Annotated in this window: 13 protein-coding genes, 1 other RNA gene and 6 pseudogenes; 14 read left to right on the top strand and 6 right to left on the bottom strand. The window is 45.5% G+C overall.

Translation table 11 applies throughout. From position 1 onward, the window contains the following. The first annotated feature begins 99 nt into the window (after window positions 1–99). The 8 genes and pseudogenes from AB5903_RS17485 to AB5903_RS17450 all read left to right on the top strand — a co-directional run. On the top strand, window positions 100–981 hold the full coding sequence (locus AB5903_RS17485) for a hypothetical protein (RefSeq protein WP_117742103.1): 882 nt from the start codon (window positions 100–102) through the stop codon (window positions 979–981). A 79-nt stretch (window positions 982–1,060) separates the two neighbouring features. Continuing rightward, complete coding sequence (locus AB5903_RS17480; RefSeq protein WP_272710955.1) at window positions 1,061–3,016, top strand: heavy metal translocating P-type ATPase; 1,956 nt, start codon at window positions 1,061–1,063, stop codon at window positions 3,014–3,016. Window positions 3,017–3,030: 14 nt separating this feature from the next. Beyond that, entirely contained in the window at window positions 3,031–3,480 is a 450-nt protein-coding gene (locus tag AB5903_RS17475; RefSeq protein ID WP_005654528.1) for a Fur family transcriptional regulator, read from the top strand. A 104-nt stretch (window positions 3,481–3,584) separates the two neighbouring features. After that, window positions 3,585–4,535, top strand: a complete 951-nt coding sequence (locus tag AB5903_RS17470; protein ID WP_272710957.1) for an Rpn family recombination-promoting nuclease/putative transposase — start codon at window positions 3,585–3,587, stop codon at window positions 4,533–4,535. A 250-nt stretch (window positions 4,536–4,785) separates the two neighbouring features. Further along, window positions 4,786–6,078 (top strand): annotated as a pseudogene (locus AB5903_RS17465) (tyrosine-type recombinase/integrase). A 2-nt stretch (window positions 6,079–6,080) separates the two neighbouring features. After that, window positions 6,081–7,093, top strand: a pseudogene (locus AB5903_RS17460) (hypothetical protein). Window positions 7,094–7,314: 221 nt separating this feature from the next. Then, window positions 7,315–7,557 (top strand): annotated as a pseudogene (locus AB5903_RS17455) (DUF3853 family protein); the annotation flags it as partial. 6 nt (window positions 7,558–7,563) lie between these two features. Beyond that, window positions 7,564–7,857 (top strand): annotated as a pseudogene (locus AB5903_RS17450) (mobilization protein); the annotation flags it as partial. On the opposite strand, the pseudogene AB5903_RS17445 reads toward AB5903_RS17450, so the two are convergent. Then, window positions 7,849–8,319: pseudogene (locus tag AB5903_RS17445) on the bottom strand (DUF3857 domain-containing protein); the annotation flags it as partial. The pseudogenes AB5903_RS17450 and AB5903_RS17445 overlap by 9 nt on opposite strands. Window positions 8,320–8,510: 191 nt before the next feature. Between AB5903_RS17445 and AB5903_RS17440 the strand changes: the two are divergent. Together AB5903_RS17440 and AB5903_RS17435 are read left to right on the top strand one after the other, a co-directional pair. Next, window positions 8,511–9,392, top strand: a complete 882-nt coding sequence (locus AB5903_RS17440) for a helix-turn-helix transcriptional regulator (RefSeq protein ID WP_195658713.1) — start codon at window positions 8,511–8,513, stop codon at window positions 9,390–9,392. 105 nt (window positions 9,393–9,497) lie between these two features. Then, window positions 9,498–10,430, top strand: coding sequence for a hypothetical protein (locus AB5903_RS17435; RefSeq protein WP_195658714.1), 933 nt, complete (start codon window positions 9,498–9,500; stop codon window positions 10,428–10,430). 512 nt (window positions 10,431–10,942) lie between these two features. On the opposite strand, the gene ssrA is transcribed toward AB5903_RS17435, so the two are convergent. The 4 genes and pseudogenes from ssrA to AB5903_RS17415 all read right to left on the bottom strand — a co-directional run bounded on the left by ssrA (window position 10,943) and on the right by AB5903_RS17415 (window position 14,021). Then, window positions 10,943–11,339: a transfer-messenger RNA gene (ssrA, locus tag AB5903_RS17430) on the bottom strand. A gap of 515 nt (window positions 11,340–11,854) precedes the next feature. Next, entirely contained in the window at window positions 11,855–12,685 is an 831-nt protein-coding gene (locus AB5903_RS17425; RefSeq protein ID WP_117742095.1) for an alpha/beta hydrolase, read from the bottom strand. A 131-nt stretch (window positions 12,686–12,816) separates the two neighbouring features. Further along, window positions 12,817–13,047 (bottom strand): annotated as a pseudogene (locus AB5903_RS17420) (mobilization protein); the annotation flags it as partial. 110 nt (window positions 13,048–13,157) lie between these two features. After that, the gene (locus AB5903_RS17415; protein WP_195658510.1) at window positions 13,158–14,021 is read right to left on the bottom strand and encodes a patatin family protein; all 864 of its coding nucleotides are present in this window, start codon (window positions 14,019–14,021) and stop codon (window positions 13,158–13,160) included. A 95-nt stretch (window positions 14,022–14,116) separates the two neighbouring features. On the opposite strand from AB5903_RS17415, the gene AB5903_RS17410 reads away from it, so the two are divergent. Beyond that, window positions 14,117–15,301 (top strand): aminopeptidase C, encoded by a 1,185-nt coding sequence (locus AB5903_RS17410; RefSeq protein WP_195658518.1) that lies wholly within the window; start codon window positions 14,117–14,119, stop codon window positions 15,299–15,301. Window positions 15,302–15,822: 521 nt separating this feature from the next. On the opposite strand, the gene AB5903_RS17405 is transcribed toward AB5903_RS17410, so the two are convergent. Further along, window positions 15,823–17,583 carry a 1-deoxy-D-xylulose-5-phosphate synthase gene (locus tag AB5903_RS17405; RefSeq protein ID WP_195658511.1) on the bottom strand — a complete coding sequence of 587 codons (1,761 nt, stop codon included), beginning with the start codon at window positions 17,581–17,583 and terminating at the stop codon, window positions 15,823–15,825. 321 nt (window positions 17,584–17,904) lie between these two features. Here AB5903_RS17405 and AB5903_RS17400 point away from each other — a divergent pair, with 321 nt between their 5' ends. From AB5903_RS17400 to AB5903_RS17390, 3 genes are all read left to right on the top strand, one after another. Further along, window positions 17,905–18,798 (top strand): electron transfer flavoprotein subunit beta/FixA family protein, encoded by an 894-nt coding sequence (locus AB5903_RS17400; protein WP_005654485.1) that lies wholly within the window; start codon window positions 17,905–17,907, stop codon window positions 18,796–18,798. 4 nt (window positions 18,799–18,802) lie between these two features. After that, window positions 18,803–19,822, top strand: coding sequence for an electron transfer flavoprotein subunit alpha/FixB family protein (locus AB5903_RS17395; RefSeq protein WP_016662568.1), 1,020 nt, complete (start codon window positions 18,803–18,805; stop codon window positions 19,820–19,822). 37 nt (window positions 19,823–19,859) lie between these two features. Continuing rightward, window positions 19,860–20,649 (top strand): acyl-CoA dehydrogenase family protein (locus tag AB5903_RS17390; protein ID WP_368118078.1); only part of this gene is annotated, 790 nt, incomplete at its 3' end.

The following is a 20,649-nucleotide window of genomic DNA, read 5'->3' as shown; positions in this document are numbered from 1 at the left end:
ATAATGTAACATTAATGCAATATTAATGTAATGAAAGCATAACATCCCACGGCTTTCTTTGCAGACATTTTGAATAAAGAGCCATTATATCACAACGACATGAACGAACTGCCTGAAATATACAGACGCATTGAATACCTGCGCAACAAAGGTGTAAAGATGAAAGAGATAGCCGACCATACCAATATGGCGGCAAGTGTACTGTCCTCGCTCTACTCAAGCGTATTGCCTACCTATATCGGATGCATTAAAAAAGGGAATAATGAAGAAGAAGCATTGGACTACGCCCTGTCGCAAGTGAACAATGTATCGAAAAAACGCCTTCTCGGCAATCTGAAAGAGTTAAAAGAACAGTTGTATGCACTGGAGCCTGCGGTTGCCACCGGACAGAAAGAGAATCCGTTTCTGGACATGCTGTCGGAAGAGATGCTCCGTTCCGTACAAGACGCATATAACTACAGCGGCATATACATCAGTTACAGCCTTTCCTCTTCGACCAATGCCCTGAAAGTAGAGCCTTATCTTATCACAACATCCGAAAACAACGGCTATGTGAAAGTCGTACACATGAGCGCCTACAATACCACCCATTTCGGAACAGGTATTTTCAGCAACCACCAGAACTCCTACATCATATTCAATGAACGGGAGTCACCGCAAATGGCACTGTTCACAATCTACCTGCAACTGCCTATGTACGATTTTCCGCATATGCTCAAAGGGCTTTACCTCTGTCTCGACTACAACCGCAACCCGATAGCCCGAAGAATACTGTTTATCAAACACTCGGACAGCACCGGCATGGACGACTTCCTGGAACTGAAAGGCACTATCATCCCCAAAGAAGAGCTGACGGAAGAACAGATACCTTATTATAACTATACCTGCCAGCCGGGCGATTATATCAAAACCTGCTCCGTTCCTTCTCCTTTGTTCAACGAAAAAGATTTGGAAAGAGAAAAAAAGATGCTGGAAATCTGAGCATTGCCCGCAACAGAGCGACTTTGCAACCTGGTTGCATTCCCTATTATCTACCTTTGTATCAAAAACAAGAGATAATATGGGAAATAATAATTGTACATGTTGTTGTGCACACGGTAACGCACAGCCAGACAAGCAACCGGAACACACCGGTTTCTTAAAGGAATACGGGAGAATCCTGCTTTCGGCCGCCCTGCTTTTCAGCGGAATCATCCTGAAAGCTACAGGTATGGGATTCTTTGCAGATGACACTGTTATGTTTGCCTGGTACCTGGCGGCATACCTGCCTGTAGGCCTGCCCGTACTGAAAGAGGCGTGGGAAAGCATCCTGCAAAAGGACATTTTCAGTGAATTCACACTGATGTCCATCGCTACATTAGGAGCTTTCTATATCAAGGAGTATCCGGAAGGCGTAGCCGTAATGCTGTTCTACTCACTGGGAGAGCTATTTCAGGAAAGGGCGGTGAGCAAGGCAAAGCGAAATATCAGCGCACTGATTGACGTACGTCCGGAAACGGCAACGGTCATCAAAGGCAATGAGACCGTTGTCACATCTCCCCGCCACGTACAGACGGGCGACATCATCGAAGTAAAAACCGGAGAACGTGTTCCGCTGGATGGAAAAATGCTGGATGAAGCTGCCGCCTTCAACACTTCCGCACTCACAGGCGAAAGCATACCGCGCACCATCCGTAAAGGCGGGGAAGTCCTTGCCGGAATGATTTCCACGGATAAGGTTATCAGGGTGGAAGTAACACGGCCTTTTGAGAAGAGCGCGCTCTCACGTATACTGGAACTGGTACAGAATGCGTCTGAACGTAAAGCACCGGCCGAATTGTTCATACGCAAGTTCGCCCGCGTCTATACGCCGATTGTAACCGGGCTGGCGGCATTGATCGTGCTGCTCCCTTTCCTCTATTCACTGGCAAACGCGCAGTTTTCGTTTATCTTTAACGACTGGATGTATCGGGCACTTGTATTTCTGGTTATCTCATGCCCCTGCGCCCTGGTAGTAAGCATTCCCTTGGGATATTTCGGCGGCATCGGTGCGGCATCCCGTCTGGGAATACTGTTTAAAGGCGGCAATTACTTAGATGCCATTGCCAGAATCAATACGGTGGTCTTCGACAAGACGGGCACGCTGACCAAAGGAACGTTTGAAGTACAGTCTTGTCATACCCCGCAAGGCATATCCGAAGAGAAGCTGCTTCAAGTCATAGCTTCTGCGGAACAAAACAGTACACACCCCATAGCCAAAGCTATCACCGGGTATGCAAAGCAAAGGCATATACTCTTGTCTCCGGCAACAGAAGTTACAGAAATTGCAGGCCGCGGACTCGAAGCAAGGATAGACGGACAGCGTGTCTTGGCAGGAAACACCCGCTTATTGTCCGAATATAAGGTGGAATACCCGCAGGAATTATCCGAAATCACCGATACAGTGGTAGTCTGCGCCATAGGTTCAGCCTACGCAGGTTATCTGCTGCTATCCGATACACTGAAAGACGATGCCTGTACAGCCATAGAAGAGCTGAAAGCTTTAAATATCAATAATATTCAGATATTATCGGGAGACAAGCAGGCAATTGTCACTAACTTTGCAGAGAAGTTAGGGGTGGCGCGAGCGTATGGCGACCTGCTGCCCGACGGTAAAGTAGAGCACATAGAGGAACTGAAACGAAACACTGCCAACCGGATAGCCTTTGTAGGCGACGGCATCAACGATGCTCCCGTCCTTGCCCTCAGCCATGTAGGTATCGCAATGGGCGGACTGGGCAGCGACGCAGCCATCGAGACTGCCGATGTCGTAATACAAACCGACCAGCCCTCAAAAGTAGCTACAGCCATTTGTGCCGGCAAGCAGACACGCCGGATTGTATGGCAGAACATTTCGCTGGCTTTCGGAGTTAAACTATTGGTACTGGCTTTAGGTGCCGGCGGACTGGCTACCCTGTGGGAAGCTGTCTTTGCAGATGTCGGCGTGGCTCTTATCGCCATAGTAAATGCCATCCGCGTACAGAAACTGATAAAATAGAAAGGGAAAAGCATATGAAAGAAAAGGATTATTTAGCCTTGTTGGCAAAGAGAGAGATACAGCCCACCGCCATACGCATATTAGTATTGCAGGCCATGCTCAAGGCAGGACGCTCCGTCTCTTTACTCGATTTGGAAAATATGCTGGATACGGTTGATAAATCCTCTATCTTCCGTACCATCACCCTTTTCCTTTCTCACCACCTGATACACAGCATCGATGACGGGACAGGTTCTTTCAAATATGCGGTATGCAGTGCAAGCTGCTCTTGCGAAGTCAACGACCTGCACACTCATTTTCATTGCGAGAGTTGCAACAAGACATTCTGCTTCCAGAATATCCCTACACCGGTAGTACAAGTACCGGAAGGATTTACGCTGAACAGCATCAATTATGTACTGAAAGGGCTTTGTCCGGAATGTGCGGCAAAAGATAAGCAGAAACAAAATTTCAAGACGCAGTGAAGAAAACAGTATACCTGTCGCTTATGAAGATTATATTATCTCCCTGCATTCTTTTGTAATCTAAAGTATTTTACCTATCTTTGTAAGAATCAATATATTATATAATGAAAAATAGCAACGAAAATCAGATAATCCGTTTTGACTGGGCGATGAAACGTCTGCTCAGGAACAAGGCTAATTTCAGTGTACTGGAAGGCCTGCTCACTACGTTATTGGGTGAAAAGATCATTATCCGGCGGCTTCTTGAGAGCGAAAGCAATCAGGAGGACGAGTATGACAAGTATAACCGCGTCGACATGCTTGCCGAGAATTCCAAAGGTGAGCTGGTATTGATAGAGGTACAGAACAATAATGAATACGCCTACTTCCAGCGTATGCTGTTCGGCACTTCCAAATTGGTGACCGAGTATATCAATAGAGGGGAAAGCTATGACAAGGTCCGCAAGGTCTATAGCGTTAATATCGTCTATTTCTCTCTGGGACATGGAACCGATTTCGTTTATCATGGAAAGACGGAGTTCAGAGGTATCCACACCAATGACCTTCTTGAACTCACCCCTTTCCAAAAGCAGACATTCAAGGTGGATGCGGTGAGCCAGTTATATCCCGAATATTATATCCTGAAAGTAAACGATTTCAATCAGGTAGCCAGGAGTCCTTTGGAAGAATGGATTTATTATTTGAATACCGGGGAGATACCTTCTACAGCTACAGCTCCCGGTCTGGAAGAGGCCCGTGAGAGGTTGAAACTGGACAGCATGACCAAGGATGAGCTTGTTGCGTATTACCGCCACTTGGATAATATTGTAATCCTTCGTGACAATATCAATACCGAACGTGAAGAAGGAAGAGCTGAAGGCAAAGCCGAAGGTAGAGCTGAGGGTAGAGCTGAAGGTAGAGCCGAAGGTATTGAAGAGGGGTTGAATAAAGGATTGGCAAAAGGTCATAAAGAAGGAGTAAAAGAAAGTGCCCGTAATTTGAAAAAATTAGGTGTGGCTATTGAGGTCATTTCACAAGCTACCGGATTATCTAAAGAAGAGATTGAAATATTATAAAACGTTTTTTGAAAAGAGAACGTATTTAAATACACAAAAAGTAAAGCCACTGAAAAACAGCGGCTTTACTTTTCAATTTGTGGAGCTGGAGGGTGTCTCTCGAACCTTTTTATAAAATTTCACAGAATATCAAATATCATGTAATCAGTTATTTATCTCTTTCTTTCATTAATCTAAATATCTCTTAATATCATTGTATATCTCATTTTTCGGGTGTATTTTTGGGTGTCATTTTCAAACACACCCAATTATGAATATTAAAAGAAATATCATTTTTGCACCGGAAAGCCGCAAAAAAGACGGTATTCCAGTCACAAAGAATGTGCCAATCCGTATGCGTGTTATCTTTGCCAGTCAGCGTATCGAATTTACTACGGGATATAGAATCGATGTAGAAAAATGGGACACAGACAAGCAACGGGTTAGAAACGGTTGTACCAACAAGCTAAAGCAAAGTGCATCCGAAATCAACGCCGAACTATTGCGGCAATACACCGAAATACAGAATGTGTTCAAAGAATTCGAGGTGCAAGATGTAATACCCACCCCTGCACAAATTAAGGAAGCGTTCAACCTAAAGACAAAAGGGGAAAAGAAAGAAAACCATGAGGAAAAGCAAAAGGCTGAATTAGACTTCATGAAAGTTTTCAATGAATTTGTAGCAGAATGTAGCAAACAAAATGACTGATCTTCCTCAACCCTCAAAAAGTTTGCAACAGTCAAAAAACACATTTATACATTTGACCCTAATACTACGTTTGACAGTTGGACGGAAAAACATTTCAATGACTATATAGAATTTTTGCGTACAGAAAAAAACATGCGCAACACTTCCATTGCCAAACAAATCAAATTCGTAAAATGGTTCTTACGTTGGAGTAATCGAAAAGGGTATCACCAAAACATGGCTTATGATAAATTCACGCCTAAAATGAAGAGTGCACCCAAAAAAGTGATATTCCTCACCCAAAATGAAATAAATAAACTAAGAACCTGCCCAATACCACCAACAAAGAAATACCTCGAAAGAGTAAGGGATGTATTGCTATTTTGCTGTTTCACCGGATTACGTCACTCCGATGTGTATAATTTGAAACGTAGTGATGTTAAAAACGGTCATATCGAAGTTATTACCATAAAGACGGCAGACAGTCTTATTATTGAATTAAATGACCACAGCAAGGCAATACTCGAAAAGTACAAAGGTGTGCCGTTCCCTAATGACAAGGCATTGCCAGTTGTAAGCAATCAAAGAATGAACGAATTTTTAAAAGAACTGGGACAACTGGCAGAAATAGATGAACCAATACGAGAAACATATTATAGAGGAAATGAACGAATAGACGAAGTTACACCTAAATACGCATTATTAAGTACTCACACCGGAAGACGAACATTTATCTGTAATGCTTTGGCACTTGGCATTCCAGTACAAGTAGTAATGAAATGGACGGGACACAGCGATTACAAAGCGATGAAGCCCTATATTGATATAGCAGATGAGATTAAAATCAACGCTATGACTAAATTTAATCTGATATAACTATGGACGAAAGAATAACATCGATGATACCCCACTACGGGAAACTCAACAAGATATATACCGAAATAATGTCTGGCGGTAGTTTTTCTTTTGAGAAGCAGCAATTCATTTCCGATTTCTACGAACAGTACGGGGACACGCAGACCTTTGAGACGGCACTCATCAGCCTCATGCTTGAAATGGACGCAGCACACTTCTCCATATTACTGAACAGCCTGAAACGGGAGATTGAGAGCAACATCTCGACTTACAACACCTGCAGGGAGTTTTTCGACCGTCTCGATACCGAATACGTCTGCCGACGGCATGAAAGCCGTTTTGACTGGGACATCGACAGACAGATGAAAGTCACAAACGGATATTACCGGGAACTCATGGAAGCCAACGGCTCTTTGGAAGCGGTAGGCTTCAGGAAGCATGACCATCAGGAAGAAGAACTGCTGGAAAAAAGGTACGAACGGTGCAAGCGGGAATACGACAAGGAGAAAGCCAAACTGGATGAACTGTACAGGCGAAGGGGCAGGCAAGGCGGGAAGCCCTGCAATGCCTGAAAAACCGTTGCGGGGACATTTGCAGGCTGGGCGGCTCACTATTGGCAATCCTTGAAAAATACCTGACCGACCAAAAGGAGGGGGAGGAAAAGGAAACCGCCACCACACCGACAAGCCAACCCGCCTACTTCCCCATGAAACTCTTGTCAGTCATTTATGAGAAATGCAACGGTGAACAGTTCGAAGCCGTTTCCGAACTGGACTTCTACGCCAGCATGAACCTGCAACCATGCGAAGGCAGACTGAAAACAAGACCGAGGGAGAAGGCGCGCGTATGCTATCTCATTTTCCTTATGAGTGAAACGCTGCCCAAGCCGGACAGAGAGAAATGGAAAGAGGACATCATGAACCTGCTGGGAATAGACGACGCATACTACAAGTCAAAATACAAAGAACCCGTTTCCGATTTTCCCAATGACAGCAATCAGGAATTCGCAAAGGAAATGCGGTCAATATTCCGATAGTCGATGATATGTCCCGACATTCCACGATACCACCACTTTTACCACTCAAAATAATTTCCACCACGCTCTATTACTTACTGATATTTAACAAGATAGCGTGATATTCAAATCACGCTATCCACATCCTTACCACCCGTACCCGGAAGTAACTTTGCACTGTTCGAACGAAGTAAAAAGCCCATGCACAGGGCTTGCAGTACAAACGTTAATTTCATTTTGATATGGAAATTAGAGACCTTTTATCAAAGCCCGTATGGCAGATGACGGGCGAAGAGTTCATATTCCTGAACCGCCATGCCTTGCAGGGAAGCGGAACGAAGCCAGCCCAGCCAGCAGCCGACAAGGACAAGAAATACGTGTACGGGATAGGCGGCATAGCCCGGCTGTTCGGGTGCAGCATACCCACAGCAAACCGCATCAAGAAAAGCGGGAGGATAGACAGAGCCATTACGCAGATAGGGAGGTGCGGTATGGACAACAAGGAAAGAAACATCACGCCCGAAGAGGCGGTAATCCTATGGCAAGCCTCACGGCTCGACCTTTCGGAAGACTACGAGAAGGCACCCGAAATCCTGAAAGTGCGAGGCTCCGTCATCGGTACGCTGGGGAATTTCAGCGCGTCAATCGGAAAAGCCAAGAGCAAGAAGACGTTCAACGTCTCCGCAATCGTGGCGGCTGCGCTGAAAAACGGGACGGTACTAAGCTACACGGCTGAACTGCCCGAAAACAAGCGGAAAATACTCTATGTGGACACCGAGCAAAGCATAGGTAAAACCTTTTTTGGCAATTTCGTAATCTACGATATCACCGGGATGCAGAGCACCTACCTCAAGCATTATCTGTCTCGCTCCCCAATAAATCGCCCGTGCGGGAGCAGCATAATCACAAGTTTTCTTCACATCGAGTTCTTCTACCCGACCATCCGCACGATAAATGGTTACATGTTTGAATTCGGCATAAGCAGTTAGCGGATCATAGTCATATTTAATTATCCGGTTAGCCACCGCTCCTTTCGGAGTCTGTACCTTGATAACTTTACACACAGCAAAAGAACCTTGCCCGGTAGGTTGGACAGATACCAGCGTGCTGTCCAATAATGTCACGCAATCGGATTTCTTGTAAGTCTTTTCCTCCGCAATCTTTTCATAAGGTTTCCAGCTTTGAGCGAATGTCGCAGCCGAAACAAAAAGGAAACAAACGAATGTGACTGATAGTTGTTTTCTCATGTTTTCTACTTAGATTTTGTTTACAAGGACAAATGTAAATAAAATCTTTGGTATTGTAGCAGTCTATCAGGCTCTTAAATATCGTTATGTTACAAATTTATATAGAATAAAGGCATGAGGTTCTATTTAAATAATTACCTTTGTACTAACATTCTACACAACGAATCACTAAGAAACAACATTTCAACGCTATGCCAACAAAACGACTTTTTGTTCCCGATGACATCATTTATCCCGGAACTACTGATAAAAATATTCGTTTGTTACAGTATGTCAATGCTACCGGCCAGGAGAACTTCGATGCTTTTCTTACCCACCATGCATTGGTCTATATACTCACAGGAATGAAACAGATAAAAACAGCACAAAGTCAATTCAATATTCATCCCGGTGAATTACTTCTCATTCCGCGCGGCGAGTATGTCATGTCCGAATATATTGCAGGAGAGAGTGGTTTTCAAAGCATTATGCTCTTTTTCAGCAAAAAAGTAGCACAAGACTTGGTAGAACAACTCAACACTCGTTTTGCAGCTTATCCGTCCGTTCTATCTTCAACGCCCAAAGTAGCTGTCAAAATTATACCTCATAATGAAGATATAGAAAGATTATTTTCCTCGCTCGCCGCATACAGTACCGGTAATAGTTCCTTTACATTCGAACTCATCCGGCTGAAATTCCTAGAATTGATATATCTCTTGCTTGACAGCCCATACCAAAAGCTTATCAGTTCATTTTTATTTGATGCTGCTCTTAGCGAAAACCCTGAATTATCCACTGTTCTCGACAAATATCTCTATACTCCTGTCACAATTAAAGAATTAGCCCGATTATCGGGAAGAAGTTTATCTAGTTTCAAACGCGAATTTTCCCGGGAATACGGAGAAGCACCACAAACATGGATAAGAAGCAAAAAATTAACACATGCCGCCTACCTGCTTGGCACAACAGACTATACAATTGAAGAAATTGCCGAAAATAGCGGATTTGTGACCGGTTCACATTTCGCGCGGTTATTTAAAATACAGTTTGGAGCTACACCTACCGAATATCGGATACGAAAAAAAGCCCAATAAGCCGAACAGGCAACATTATGAGCCAAACAGATAGTACTCTTTAGTTATGAAACGCGTATTTTTGCCCAAAGAAATAGAAGTAAAAACAAAAAACACTGTTGAGTTATGAAAAAACAGATTTTCTCTACAATGGCAATTACCATCTTTGCATTTGTAATGACATCCTGCCAACTAAAAAAGCCTCAGTCAAAAGATGAAACGCAGTCTTCACAATCGGTAAAGGCCGTCGTAACCGATGGTCTTCGTTTTTGTGAAAGCACTTATCCTTATCAAGACGGTTTGTTAATAGCCAGCTTTGGAACAGAGCAACTCAATCCGCTCAATACCGAAGGGAAAGGATATATCTCATTTTATAAAGATGGCAATGTCCATACCTTAATTTCTACTGACGGCAATCTTTCCGCACCGAAAGGGATGTTTGTACGTGATAACTATCTTTTTATTTGCGACGTCAACAAGCTGGTTGTATATAACTTACAGGCACGTGACGAAGCTCCTCAAATCATCCACTTTCCTGAAGGCAACCTTTTTGTAAACGATTTGGCAGCCAATGGCGACACACTGTATGCTTCAGTGACAAACAGCAACAAAATATTCGCGCTCGATATCAGTAAGCCTGAAACTGTGGGAACACCTGTAGAATGGGTGAATATCCCCGGCCCAAACGGACTGATTATAGACAATGATACAATGTATGTTGCATCTTATCCGGCAGATGGAAATACAACAGACGCAAATGTAATTTATCAAATCTCTGATTTGTCAAATCCTATACCGGAGAAATTTGTCACCACTCCCGGACAATATGACGGAATTGCTTTGTCTAAGGATAAAAAAACAATGTATATCACCAATTGGTCACCGGCACAGATAGCAGCAATCGACTGTCAGACAAAAAAGATTATTCCTCTGAATATTCAACTGACTCAACCTTTAGTCGGTCCGGCAGATATTACCATAGTGGATGAAATGTTGTATATCCCAGACCTTCCTAACAGTCGTGTGGTTACGTACTCACTTAACGCTGATAAACGTTAAGCAATGAATGTTCCATTTTTAAGATTTGGCAAAGAAAGAGTTCATTCAAACATCACAAACTAGAGAATATAGTACATAAATTTATGCAAAAACATGCAAGAATAGGCAAGAATATTGCATAATTCAATTGATATATGCACTTTTTCTCACCAATAATATATTTGTTTATTTAAAACCAACGGGGTGTTCCTCGGTGAGGAACGCCCTCTTCCTCACTGAGGAAGCTACCTTTCGTCGGTGAGGAAGAAATTATAGAATGATTCCAACTCTAGTTTATTAAGAAACAACAGCTAAACCAAAGTAGCAATACAGACTACTATCATCAAAAGCACAGTCCAAATAGTAAGTAAAGCAAACAATTTACAATAAATGCTTGCGAAAAAGAGTATAGTCATTTCGCAAGCATTATTTTTTTACAGCCCAATTCTTAAATAATACAAAAACACCCGATTTTACATTACCGGGTGTAAAATCGGGTGCATTTCTTTTAAATTACTGATTATCAGTATTTACTGTGGAGCTGGAGGGAATCGAACCCTCGTCCAAACGAGGAAATCATAAGCTTTCTACATGCTTATCTTTGCCTGATTTTTCGTGCAACGGCAGAACCAAAGCCATCAACCGTTGCCTTATCCTCTAAAGTTTCATCCGAGCCACGAGGCTGACACGAACTATCCCCGATTTGACTGCACCACTTGACCGGAATGCTTCGGAGCAACAGCTTCCGAGTGATGTCTCGTCCCAACACCTTGTGTCGGGATTAAGCTAATCTACTATACTTCGATTAAGCAGCAAGAGCAAATTGTCTTTCGCCAGATAAAATTTTGAAGACTGAGATTTAAGTGCAAATCAACGACGCACTGCATGCTTACTTACCATTTCTGCCCGCTGTCAAATCCAGTCAACCCCATGACTTCATAACAAACAGAAAATCAAAAGAAAACGTATCATTTCTGATTTTTGAGGGATAAAAAAGAGATAAACAATATATCTTTTTTCTTTCCTTTCCGCTTTCTCTTCTGCAAAGATACGAATAAATTTCCTTATTACGGTTCTTAATCCCGGCAATTTTACATCTTATTTTAGATTTTTATCGGTTTAACTTAACCAATTGATAAATAAACTTTTAACGAATTATTTGAGAAATAGAGGTAACGATTTAGCAACTGTGCGAATTTCAGCATTTTGCGTTGCTATGCTGTCAAATAACTCTTTCATTTACAAATATAACATCTTTTTTCGAAAGTACGAACTATCTACGGTGATTTTTACGAGTATCATAAAAAAGCTATTCCGATTTTTATCTATGAGTTACTAATATCCCAATTTATTATGAAGTTGCATTTTATCTCTTCTGTTTTTATAAATTGTACTTAATAAACACATAATTAAAGTTAGATAATCGGGCAAATATTCTTTTCAAACTAATTAGCTTGTTTTATATAGTTGTCCAATTTCAGCAACCCTCTGTAATATCCTTCAAAAATGGTATGGCTATGTTTTTCTATGTTCAATGAATCATAGTTCAGAACTATCTCCGAACAATTTGAAAATATATCGGCAGCTTTCTTTATTTCGGGGGTGAAAGATTCTTCCATCTTGTCTTTCTTCCCATTTGCCAGATAAATATAAAGTGAACAGTTCTCATGACATTCATCTGCGAAACAGGTAATTCGGTCAATCATCATCCGCTGGCTATACACATAGTTAGGAGAAACAGCTAAAATGCACCGAAATAAATCAGGGTTAACAAGCATAGCATATGTCACGAAAGTTCCTCCTAAAGAATGCCCAGCTAAAAGAATTCGTGAAGAAGTACCATATTTACTCTTTATGAAAGGAATTACTTCGTTTTTCAATGATAATAACAAAGAATCTGCCTTGCCGGGATTATCATATCCGCTCACTGAATCAAAATCGGTATAAGGAGGTGTCAGTTCACTCTGCCTATTAGGATTGGAAACACCAACTATGACACAAGGCACATTGGGATATATCAACTCGAAGGTAGAACAAAACAGATTGAATGTAGGTGGATATTGAGCATCAAATACATAAATGGTTAACAAGGAATCACTTTCTAAAGTAGCGTTTACTCCACTTCGATATACTTGAATTTCACGTGGTTCATTAAAATATTTGGAATTATAGATGTATCTGTCTCCCAGTGCCTGCAAAGAATAAAAGTCCGCCTGCGCATTGCTGTTCAAACAGAATGCAATACAGAACAAAGCAAAAGATAAAATCAATTTCATAATCTAAGCAATAATTTTATAGTCCATTTTTAACGTGTATTAGTCTTATTTTTTGGTCGCAAAGATACGAAAAGTACCATTCACAAGCCTTGTATGAACGATACTTTTTGTACTTCAATGTAATAAGGTAATTACAGTTTTATCCCTTTATGTTGCGGCTGCATGGGTCGGCGTATGTTCTGCCTTAACTTCTCGAACTGTTCCTTGAACCACTCGGCAATGGGCTTTCGGTCAATGGCAAGAACTAATCTCGTCCCGTCCGTGGGGTCTTTCACCACTTGAAACCCTGCCTTTTCTGTCGTGAATTTCCTTCCGTGTCCCTCCGAATAGAGTTCCCCTGCATACTCCAACGGCTTTCCCTTGGCTTCGAGATGGTATTTCGTTGGCTCTGCCCATAGAAAAATAAAACGTAACGAACGCTCTATCAGCTAATTCGCTACGCTTTGTCCAAATTTACTTTTTCGCTACGTGTTTATTTTATATTATCAGAAGAGAAACTGAAAGCAGCCGCACACGCATACCCTTCCTCGTACAGGTCGGTAAGCTTGCTTATGTCCCTTTCGATGCGGTCCACCACTATCGGTTTTTGCGGACGTATCACGGTAATCTCTCCCGCATCTTCCAGCCGTTCCACCAGTTCCAACTGTTCGTTGTAAACACTGCTGCGCCGGTTGATAGCCTCGCGCAGGTGAGGATATTTCTTATAAATAAAAGATGGGACTTTAGTCCCTTGAATATCTTTCCGATACCCCCGGTTACGCGTAAGCACCACTACATTGCGGTCGTAACCGTCGCGGCGGGCACGCATCAGGGGAATGCTGTCCGCAATGCCGCCGTCCAGCATCGGAATATTATCCACATACGTAACGGGGCAAACAAAAGGCAGACTGCTCGAAGCGCGCACAATATCGATGACACGCTCCTTGTTCTTCTTTTCCTCAAAATAGTCGGCTTCTCCGGTCAGGCAGTTGGTGGTTACCATGACAAAACGCTCCGGGCAACTGAAATAAGCATCATAATCATACGGCAGGATATGCTCGGGAAACTCACGGAACAACAGGTCGAAATCCATGATGTTACGTTTCTTCAACAGATATTTCAGTCCGATATAATTATACTTCTCCAGCAGGTCGATATTGCTGTACCTGGCACGTCCCCGCTGCCCCGACATGTACGACAATCCGTTGCATGCACCCGCGCTGACACCAATCGTATAAGGAAAGCGGATGCCCCGGTCCATGAAATTGTCCAACACGCCGCAGGTGAATACGCCTCGCATGCCTCCACCCTCCAGAATCAGGCCGCTCCGATTGTCTATATGTATTATTTTCTCCATAAGTGTCAGAATTAACGCACCAAAGATAGCTTTTGTTTACGATATTCTGTTTATATTTGCACACATAACTATAAATTAATAACAATTTAATCATGATGAAAAAGTCTGTATTAATTGCCGCCTTAGGACTGTTCAGTCTGAATACAATGGCACAAGACGCCCCCAAAGAAGAGGGATTCGTCTTTACTACCGTAAAAGAAAACCCGATTACGTCCATCAAGAACCAGAACCGTTCCAGTACGTGCTGGAGCTTCTCCAGCCTCGGTTTCCTGGAAAGCGAGCTGTTGCGCATGGGCAAAGGAGAATACGACCTTTCCGAGATGTTCGTCGTACACCACACCATGGTAGACCGCGGACAGAACTACGTACGCTATCACGGCGACAGTTCTTTCTCACCGGGCGGAAGTTTTTATGACATCATGTTCTGCCTGAAGAACTACGGACTCGTGCCGCAGGAAGCCATGCCGGGCATTATGTACGGTGATTCGCTGCCTGTACACAACGAACTGGATGCCGTGGCAGGCGCATACGTAGATGCCATCGCCAAAGGCAGACTCACCAAGCTGACTCCCGTATGGAAAAACGGTCTGAACGCCATTTACGACACTTACCTCGGCAAATGCCCTGAAAAGTTCACTTACAAAGGAAAAGAATACACACCGAAGACTTTCGGCGAATCACTCGGAATCAATCCGGACGATTATGTATCGCTGACTTCGTATACACACCACCCGTTCTACACCCAGTTTGCCATCGAAATTCAGGACAACTGGCGCAACGGCCTTTCCTGGAACCTGCCTATCGACGAGCTGATGGCTGTTATGGACAATGCCATTAAGAACGGTTACACCTTTGCATGGGGTAGTGACGTGAGCGAACAAGGTTTCACCCGCGACGGTATTGCCGTTATGCCGGATGCAGCCCGCGGCGCAGAACTCACCGGTTCGGACATGGCTCGTTGGACAGGCCTTACCGCTGCCGACAAGCGCAAAGAGCTGACCGGCAAACCGCTGCCGGAAGTCAACGTTACTCAGGAAATGCGTCAGACTGCTTTCGACAACTGGGAAACAACCGACGACCACGGCATGGTTATCTACGGCATTGCCAAAGACCAGAACGGAAAAGAATATTTCATGGTAAAGAATTCCTGGGGACTGAGCGGCAAGTATAAAGGCATCTGGTATGCTTCCAAAGCTTTCGTTGCTTACAAAACCATGAATATCCTTGTTCATAAGGATGCACTGCCCAAAGACATCGCCAAGAAACTGGGTATTAAATAACATCTTTCCGAAACCGGAACAGAAAAAGAAAAACGCATTAGTTGTCATCACTCATCACCAAATCCCTGCATACCCCTATTCATCGGGTATACAGAGAGTGACGACAAAATTAAAAGAGTGACGACCGAATATCGGTCGTCACTCTTTTTTTGCAGCCTTCCGCACCAACTATCTGTATTACAAATACTTGTCATTTACGGACAGAAAATTGATTATGCCTTGTTTTCTTTGTTTTTTGCCACATTTCACTCCGGTTATCTCCGATACAAAATACAACAATGCCTTATATATAATGCCGCAAAGCTTCATACATAATGTCGTTATACCTGTTTCTTTTCTTCGTTTTGCAATTGGCAACCGAAGAGCCCGCAGTTGGCAACCGCACGGCCCGCAACCGGAAACCGGACAGCCCGCAATTGAGAAACGAAGTTTTACACCGTTCCGAACGGTATTTTACACCATATACAAGCGGGAAAAAGACGGTATGAAACAAGAAAAACAACAGGTGTTTCCCACGTTTCTCACCTTACTTTTTTTATATCTTCCACGATCTGCGGCACTGTCAGCCGGTTGTCCCGCAGCAACTCGCCTGCATCATAACGGTCTGCAAACTCTTTACGGATGCCATAGTTCAGCACTTTCATGCCCGATGTGCCGTAATAGCGGGCAATCTTCTCGCCAAAACCACCGTCGAGCACACCGTCTTCGAGAGTTACCACCAACGTGTGGTCGCGTTTCAAATCTTCGAGCAAAGCCTCATCCACTCCGGTAATGAAACGGGGATTGACGAGTGTTGCATCCACTCCGGTTTCTTCTTTCAGCTTTCCAACCACTTCTTCGCCCAATTGAAAGAAAGAGCCAAGCCCAAGAACGGCAACCTGCCCGCCACGGTGCGCCACTTCATAACGGTTCAGCAGCTTGCCGTAATCCTTCTCCGGTTCGATGCCGCGCGAAAGGACTCCGTTGGCGGGAACACGAATGGCTACGGGATGCTCCGTCTGATGAATCCCCCACTCCAACATGGCAAAATACTCCTCACAGCAAGTAGGAGCCAGATAAACCATGTTCGGAATGTTGCCTATGACCGGAATATCGAACAGGCAAAGGTGAGTGACATCGTTCATTGTCGAAGCGCCGCCCCAAAAGACGAGAATCAATGCGGGATTGTTGTTGATACAGAGGTCCTGCGACAACTGGTCGTAGGCGCGCTGGATGAAAGTGCTGTACACCCCGAATACCGGTTTCCCGCCACCGGCGGCAATGGCAGACGCCATGGCAACGGCGTGCTCCTCGGCAATGCCCACATCGACAAACTGACGCCCCGCCTCTTCGCGACGCTCTGGCGTAAAGCCGAATACGGTGGGTGTGCCCGCTGTGATGCCGACAACGGTACGGTCTTTCTTCATCTCTTGCAGCAGATACCTTGCCGTAAGGTCGCCGTAATCTTCTTCATTGCCGGAGTCAACCGCCGGGCTGCCCGTCTCCAGGCAGAACGGAGCACTGTAATGGAAACGTTCCTGCTGCTGCTCGGCAAGGCGGTAGCCTTTACCTTTGAGGGTATTGATGTGTACCGCAACCGGGTGGGCGATGTCTTTCACCTTTCGGAAAGCATCTATCAATGCCTGCACGTTATTGCCGTCTTTCACGTACAGATAATCCAGTCCCATGGCGGTAAAGAAGTTGCAAGGCGCCTGACCGTCGGTTTCGCGCAGCAGTTGCAGGTTGCGATACAAGCCGCCGTGATTTTCGGCAATGGACATTTGGTTGTCGTTCACAATCACGATGAAGTTCGTTCCCAATTCGGCTGCATTGTTCAACCCTTCAAAAGCCTCGCCACCGCTTAAAGAGCCGTCGCCGATTACGGCTATCACATTGCCCGTACCGCCTTTCAGGTCGCGCGCTTTGGCAAGTCCGGTGGCAAGGCTGACGGAAGTCGACGTATGTCCGATAACGAAGAAGTCATGTTCGCTTTCCGAGGGTTCGGTGTAGCCCGACACTTCATCGTATGCGGCAGCGTCCATAAATGCCGCCTTGCGCCCTGTGAGTATTTTGTGTGCATAACTTTGGTGGGAAACGTCGTAGACAATCTTGTCTGCCGGCGAATTGAACACATAGTGCAAGGCAACGGTAGCCTCTACCATACCCAGATTCGGGCCTACATGGCCGCCGTGCTCACTCAGCTTCTTCAGCAATACGCCGCGCACTTCTTCACTCAATGTTTCCAGTTCGCCTGCCGAAAGCCGCTTCACGTTGGCAGGCCCGTTAATCTTTTCTATATACATAGCTTTATTTAAAAATAGATGGTTTATTTAAAAACGACGGATAGCATAAAAATGATTTACCGATATGTCCGACGCTGCAAAAATACAACGGAGAGAACATTCGGAAGGTAGACGGATTACGGTTTGCGTTACCCTTTTTACGGTTTGCGTTTTTGCTCAAAATCTCCCCGGATGTGCATTTTTTACCTTGTTTTCTTGTCAAACCCAACTCTTTGCGTAAATTTGCAAGCTGATAGTTAACCGGACAATTTCAGTAGCAGGACTCTACTACTCCTATTCCCGGTACTGACATATGGAATACTAATACTAATAATTAATAACATGAGTTTGAAAATCGTTGTACTGGCAAAACAAGTTCCCGACACACGCAACGTTGGGAAAGATGCCATGAAAGCCGACGGAACCATTAACCGCGCGGCACTCCCCGCCATCTTCAACCCCGAAGACCTGAATGCCCTTGAGCAAGCTCTCCGGCTGAAAGATGCACATCCGGGCTCCACCGTAACTATCCTGACTATGGGACCGGGACGCGCAGCCGAAGTTATCCGTGAAGGACTTTACCGCGGCGCCGACAACGGCTATCTGCTGACCGACCGCGCTTTTGCCGGAGCCGATACGCTGGCCACTTCCTACGCCCTTGCCACCGCCATCAGGAAGATAGGCGATTATGACATCATCATCGGCGGTCGCCAGGCCATCGACGGCGATACGGCACAGGTAGGCCCGCAAGTGGCTGAAAAGTTGGGATTGACGCAGGTTACTTATGCGGAAGAGATTCTGAATGTGGACAAAGCAGCCGGAAAGATTACCGTAAAACGCCATATCGACGGCGGTGTGGAGACTGTGGAAGGTCCGCTGCCCATCGTTATCACCGTTAACGGAAGCGCTGCTCCCTGCCGTCCGCGCAATGCCAAACTGGTGCAGAAATACAAACGCGCCCTCGGTGCGCAGGAGAAAGCCGCCATTGAAAAAGAAGGCGCCGAACTGCCGTATGCAGCCCTTTACGAGAAATACCCTTATCTGAACATCACGGAATGGAGTGTGGCCGACGTCAACGGCGACCTCGCACAATGCGGTCTGAGCGGCTCGCCCACCAAGGTGAAAACCATTCAGAATATTTCATTCCAGGCCAAAGAAAGCAAAACGCTCACGGGCAGCGACCGGGATGTAGAAGATTTGATTGTTGAACTGTTAGCTAACCACACGATAGGATAAGATTATGAATAACGTATTTGTATATTTGGAGATAGAAGGCACTACGGTAGCCGATGTCAGTCTCGAACTCCTGACCAAAGGTCGTAAATTGGCTAATCAGTTGGGCTGCCAACTGGAAGCAGTTGCTGCCGGCAGCAATCTGGCAGGTATTGAAAAGCAGGTATTGCCTTTCGGCGTCGACAAACTGCACGTATTCGACGCTCCGGGCCTGTTCCCATACACTTCCCTTCCCCACTCTTCCGTCCTCATCAACCTGTTCAAGGAAGAACAGCCGCAAATCTGCCTGATGGGTGCAACCGTTATCGGCCGCGACCTCGGCCCGCGCGTATCTTCCGCACTGACCAGCGGACTGACCGCCGACTGTACCTCACTCGAAATCGGCAACCATGAGGATAAGAAAGAGGGCAAGACCTACGAAAATCTGTTGTACCAAATCCGTCCCGCATTCGGCGGCAACATCGTGGCAACGATTGTGAACCCCGAACACCGTCCGCAAATGGCGACCGTGCGCGAGGGCGTGATGAAGAAAGAGATTCTGGATGCCGACTACAAGGGTGAAGTAATCCGCCACGACGTTGCCAAGTACGTTCCCGAAACGGACTATGTAGTGAAGGTTATCGACCGCCACGTAGAAAAGGCGAAACACAACTTGAAAGGTGCTCCCATCGTCATTGCCGGCGGTTACGGCATGGGCAGCCGCGAGAACTTCGACATGCTGTTCGACCTCGCCAAGGAGCTTCACGCCGAAGTAGGCGCCAGCCGCGCCGCCGTCGATGCGGGCTATGCCGACCACGACCGTCAGATAGGTCAGACGGGTGTAACCGTCCGTCCGAAACTCTATATCGCCTGCGGCATCTCAGGACAAATCCAGCACATCGCCGGAATGCAGGAGAGCGGCATCATCATCTCCGTGAACAATGACGAGAACGCTCCTATCAATGCCATTGCCGACTACGTTATCAACGGTACGGTAGAAGAGGTTATTCCGAAGATGATTAAGTATTACAAACAGAATAGTAAATAAGGAGTTAACTCCGCTAACTCCTAAAGGGAAAAACAATATGGCTAATTTTTATACAGATATTCCGGAACTCAAGTATCACTTGAACAATCCGATGATGCAGCGTATCTGCGAACTGAAAGAACGTGGCTACGAAGATAAAGACAAGTTCGATTATGCACCGCAGGATTATGCGGATGCAATCGACTCCTACGACAAGGTGCTCGAAATCACCGGTGAGATTACGGGTGAGATTATCGCGCCCAATGCCGAAGGTGTGGACGAAGAAGGCCCTCATTGCGCCAACGGCCGTGTGGAATATGCCAGCGGCACCAAACAGAACCTCGACGCCATGGTAAAGGCCGGACTGAACGGTATGACCATGCCGCGCCGTTTCGGCGGACTGAACTTCCCGATTACCCCGTACACCATGTGCGCGGAAATCGTAGCTGCCGCCGATGCCGGCTTTGGCAACATCTGGTCTTTGCAAGACTGTATCGAGACTCTTTACGAGTTCGGTAACGAAGACCAGCACAGCCGTTTCATTCCCCGCATCTGCGCCGGTGAAACCATGTCCATGGACCTGACCGAACCCGATGCCGGTTCCGACCTGCAGAGCGTGATGCTGAAAGCCACTTACGATGAAGCCAACAACTGCTGGCGCCTGAATGGCGTGAAGCGTTTCATCACGAACGGCGATGCCGACCTGCATCTTGTGCTGGCACGTTCGGAAGAGGGAACAAAGGACGGCCGCGGTCTGTCCATGTTCATCTACGACAAGCGTGACGGCGGTGTAAACGTGCGCCGCATCGAAAACAAGCTGGGTATCCACGGTTCGCCCACTTGCGAAC

It is taken from the genome of Bacteroides sp. 2201st1_D9_2201SCRN_220225 (assembly GCF_040928965.1).
GTDB classification, from domain to species: domain Bacteria; phylum Bacteroidota; class Bacteroidia; order Bacteroidales; family Bacteroidaceae; genus Bacteroides; species Bacteroides stercoris.
Note: the sequence above shows the minus strand (reverse complement) of the source record. Positions and strands in the feature narration are given on the sequence as shown.

What these genes read in the sequence shown, in the direction of transcription:
- AB5903_RS17470 (WP_272710957.1), top strand. Translation starts at nt 3,585, where the DNA reads ATGAAAAATAGCAACGAAAATCAGATAATCCGTTTTGACTGGGCGATG.
- AB5903_RS17475 (WP_005654528.1), top strand. Translation starts at nt 3,031, where the DNA reads ATGAAAGAAAAGGATTATTTAGCCTTGTTGGCAAAGAGAGAGATACAG.
- AB5903_RS17400 (WP_005654485.1), top strand. Translation starts at nt 17,905, where the DNA reads ATGAGTTTGAAAATCGTTGTACTGGCAAAACAAGTTCCCGACACACGC.
- AB5903_RS17395 (WP_016662568.1), top strand. Translation starts at nt 18,803, where the DNA reads ATGAATAACGTATTTGTATATTTGGAGATAGAAGGCACTACGGTAGCC.
- AB5903_RS17425 (WP_117742095.1), bottom strand. Translation starts at nt 12,685, where the DNA reads ATGAAATTGATTTTATCTTTTGCTTTGTTCTGTATTGCATTCTGTTTG.
- AB5903_RS17485 (WP_117742103.1), top strand. Translation starts at nt 100, where the DNA reads ATGAACGAACTGCCTGAAATATACAGACGCATTGAATACCTGCGCAAC.
- AB5903_RS17410 (WP_195658518.1), top strand. Translation starts at nt 14,117, where the DNA reads ATGAAAAAGTCTGTATTAATTGCCGCCTTAGGACTGTTCAGTCTGAAT.
- AB5903_RS17480 (WP_272710955.1), top strand. Translation starts at nt 1,061, where the DNA reads ATGGGAAATAATAATTGTACATGTTGTTGTGCACACGGTAACGCACAG.
- AB5903_RS17405 (WP_195658511.1), bottom strand. Translation starts at nt 17,583, where the DNA reads ATGTATATAGAAAAGATTAACGGGCCTGCCAACGTGAAGCGGCTTTCG.
- AB5903_RS17415 (WP_195658510.1), bottom strand. Translation starts at nt 14,021, where the DNA reads ATGGAGAAAATAATACATATAGACAATCGGAGCGGCCTGATTCTGGAG.
- AB5903_RS17435 (WP_195658714.1), top strand. Translation starts at nt 9,498, where the DNA reads ATGAAAAAACAGATTTTCTCTACAATGGCAATTACCATCTTTGCATTT.
- AB5903_RS17440 (WP_195658713.1), top strand. Translation starts at nt 8,511, where the DNA reads ATGCCAACAAAACGACTTTTTGTTCCCGATGACATCATTTATCCCGGA.